This window comes from Albibacillus kandeliae, from assembly GCF_003116585.1.
Classification (GTDB): domain Bacteria; phylum Pseudomonadota; class Alphaproteobacteria; order Rhodobacterales; family Rhodobacteraceae; genus Albibacillus; species Albibacillus kandeliae.
In genome coordinates this window covers 1-2,362 of record NZ_QEHM01000027.1, presented here as the reverse complement: position 1 = coordinate 2,362, position 2,362 = coordinate 1, and the positions used below count along the sequence as shown (strand labels likewise).

Here is a 2,362-nt window from a genome sequence, read left to right as displayed (position 1 = left end):
GCCGCCGCCTCGCGCGCCGCCTTCGCCAGCTCGTAATACTTGTTCGCCGCCTCGATCGCCGCCTGCCCCGAGCTCGGCGCGGCATCCGTGTGGAAGATCGCCATTTCCCCGTTGAGCGCCGCCAGCGCCTCGGCCGCCTCCTTCGCGCGCGCCTCGGCCGTCTTGCTCTTCTCCCCGAAGACCAGCAGGTACGTCCCCGCCGCCGCCGCCAGCCCCGCCAGAACGCCCCAGGGCCCGGTCGCGGCCCACATGGCGACCCCGACCGCCCGCGCCGCCACCGCGATGCCGACGAGCCCCTGCACCACCGGGGCCGAGAGCTTGAGGACGAGACCGAGACCGAGGGTCACCGGCCCGATGGCCGCCGCCGCCGTGGCGAGCCCCGCCGCCCAACGCTTCGCGCCCTCATCGAGCGCGGCGAACCATTCCGCGATGGCCGCGCCCTTGTCGGCGAGATCCTCCAAGAGCGGCGCCAGCGCGACGGTCACCTGGTTGGCAAGCCCCCGGCTCACCAGCCCCAGCCGCGAGATCGCGTCATTGGTAATCTCGATCTGGTCCGCGTCCACCTCCGAGACCGCAACCCCGAAGCGGCGCACGTCCTCGCTCGCGGTCTTGAGCGTGGCGCTGTCGATCCGGGTGAAGATCAGCCCCGCGCGGCTGCCGAAGAGATCGGAGGCCACCGCCGCCCGCTCCGCCTCCGGCACGTATTGCGCGAGCGCCCCCTGCACGGCCGCGAGGCGCTCATCGAGCGGCAAGGCCTGCAGCGCCGAGGCACTGAGGTGCAGCCGCGTCAGCGCCTTGGCCGCCGCCCCCGTGCCGCCCGCCGCCTGGCTGAGCCGCTTGGTCATCTGGATGGTGGCCTGCTGCACCTCGCCCATCGAGACGCCCGAGAGGTCGGCCGCACGCTCCAGCACCTGCATCGAGCGGACCGTGGTCCCGAGCGACTGCGCCATTTTGGCCTGCGCATCGATCACCTTGAGGCTCGACTTCACGGCGATGGTGGCCGCCCCGACCATGGGTAGGGTCAGGCCGAGCGACATGCGCCGCCCGGCCGTTTCCATGCTCTTGCCAAGGCGCACCATTCGGCGCTCCAGGTCGCCCATGCTCGCCTTCGAGCGCTTCGCGCCGCTCTCGAAGGCCGCTGAATCAAGCGAGAGAACGCCCCGGAGAGCGCCGATGATCGCGGACATTTACCGCCCCTTTTTCTTGCCCTGGAAGTGCATCCCCATGAACACCGCGCGCAGCTGCTCCAGCTCGTGCGTCTTGTTCCGTGGGGCCTCGTTTGCCTTCGACTTCACAGCCTTGGTGAAGTCCGGCATTTTCTTCGGATCGTGGAACGCGAACTGCGTCAGCACGCCCAGCTCCTGGTTCAACACCCGGCGCGCCTCGACCTCCGTATCCTTGGCCTTGATCCGTGCCCGGGTGATCAGGTCGTATTCCCGCAAGCTGACTGCCCAGAACTCGAGGTGGTGCAAGCCGAGCTCGCACCACCCAGAGAGCAGCCGCTCCCAGTCTACCCGGCCGGGCTCTCGACGTTTCCCACCGGGTCCTTGGGAGTATCGCCCTCGGTCTCCGCCGCCCCGGCCGCCGCATCGAGCACCGGGAAGGCCTTGCGCATGGCATCGGCGAGGTAGATCGCCGCCGCGTTGGCACCGCCGAGCTGGTCGAGGACGTCCATCGCCTCCTCCACCTCGACGCCTGCCCCATCGTTGAGACAGGCCGCCCAGGCGGCGCTGACCAGCTTCACGCCACCGGCGCCCGAGATCAGCTGGTCGAGGATCTCCCCGATCGGCTTGCCCTGCTCTTCCTCGAGGCGCACCTGCGCGCGCGTCGAGACCTTCAGCTTGTGGGTCTTCTTGCCCACCTTCACGGAAACGGTGCTGATCATACGACCGGATCACCCTTGGTCCACGAGACCTGGCCGGTCGGGCGGAGTTTGAGGTCGGTCATCAGGTCGCCGTCCACGTCCAGCGACGGGATCGAGGGATTGACGAAGGCCCGGTATTCGAAGGTGTCGCCGGTCAGCTGGTCGCCCGGCACCGCCGGCAGCACCACCTGGAAGTAGACCGGAACCTGCGACTCCTTGAACGCCAGCGCCTGCTCGTAGAGCGCCGCCGAGTAGAAGCAGCTGAGCGTCAGCTCGCTGATATCGGTGAGGCCGACGCCGTATTCCTTGCTCCGCCCCGGGCTGTCGAGCGACGTGCGATCGCGGTATTCTTGGGTTTCTTCCGGGATCCCGACCGTCTTGCAGCCCGGGATCTCGGCCCAGGTTGCGCCGTCGTCCGACCAGTTGATGGTGCAGAGATCGCCGGCAATGACCTTGTCTGCCATTCCTTCATCCTTTCAAGATTGTGAGAGAGAGCCG

3 protein-coding genes and 1 pseudogene are annotated in these 2,362 nt (G+C 68.5%); all 4 read right to left on the bottom strand.

Annotation, left to right across the window (positions count from 1 at the left end; translation table 11 throughout):
• Positions 1-1,187: pseudogene (locus DDT93_RS27095) on the bottom strand (phage tail tape measure protein); the annotation flags it as partial.
• Complete coding sequence (locus DDT93_RS26305) at positions 1,188-1,472, bottom strand: hypothetical protein (protein ID WP_109468890.1); 285 nt, start codon at positions 1,470-1,472, stop codon at positions 1,188-1,190.
• A 38-nt stretch (positions 1,473-1,510) separates the two neighbouring features.
• A complete protein-coding gene (locus DDT93_RS26300) occupies positions 1,511-1,885 on the bottom strand; it encodes a hypothetical protein (protein WP_109468889.1) in 375 nt (124 codons plus the stop codon).
• Complete coding sequence (locus DDT93_RS26295; protein ID WP_109468888.1) at positions 1,882-2,328, bottom strand: phage tail protein; 447 nt, start codon at positions 2,326-2,328, stop codon at positions 1,882-1,884. The genes DDT93_RS26300 and DDT93_RS26295 overlap by 4 nt, the downstream gene beginning before the upstream one ends.
• Positions 2,329-2,362: the final 34 nt, after the last annotated feature.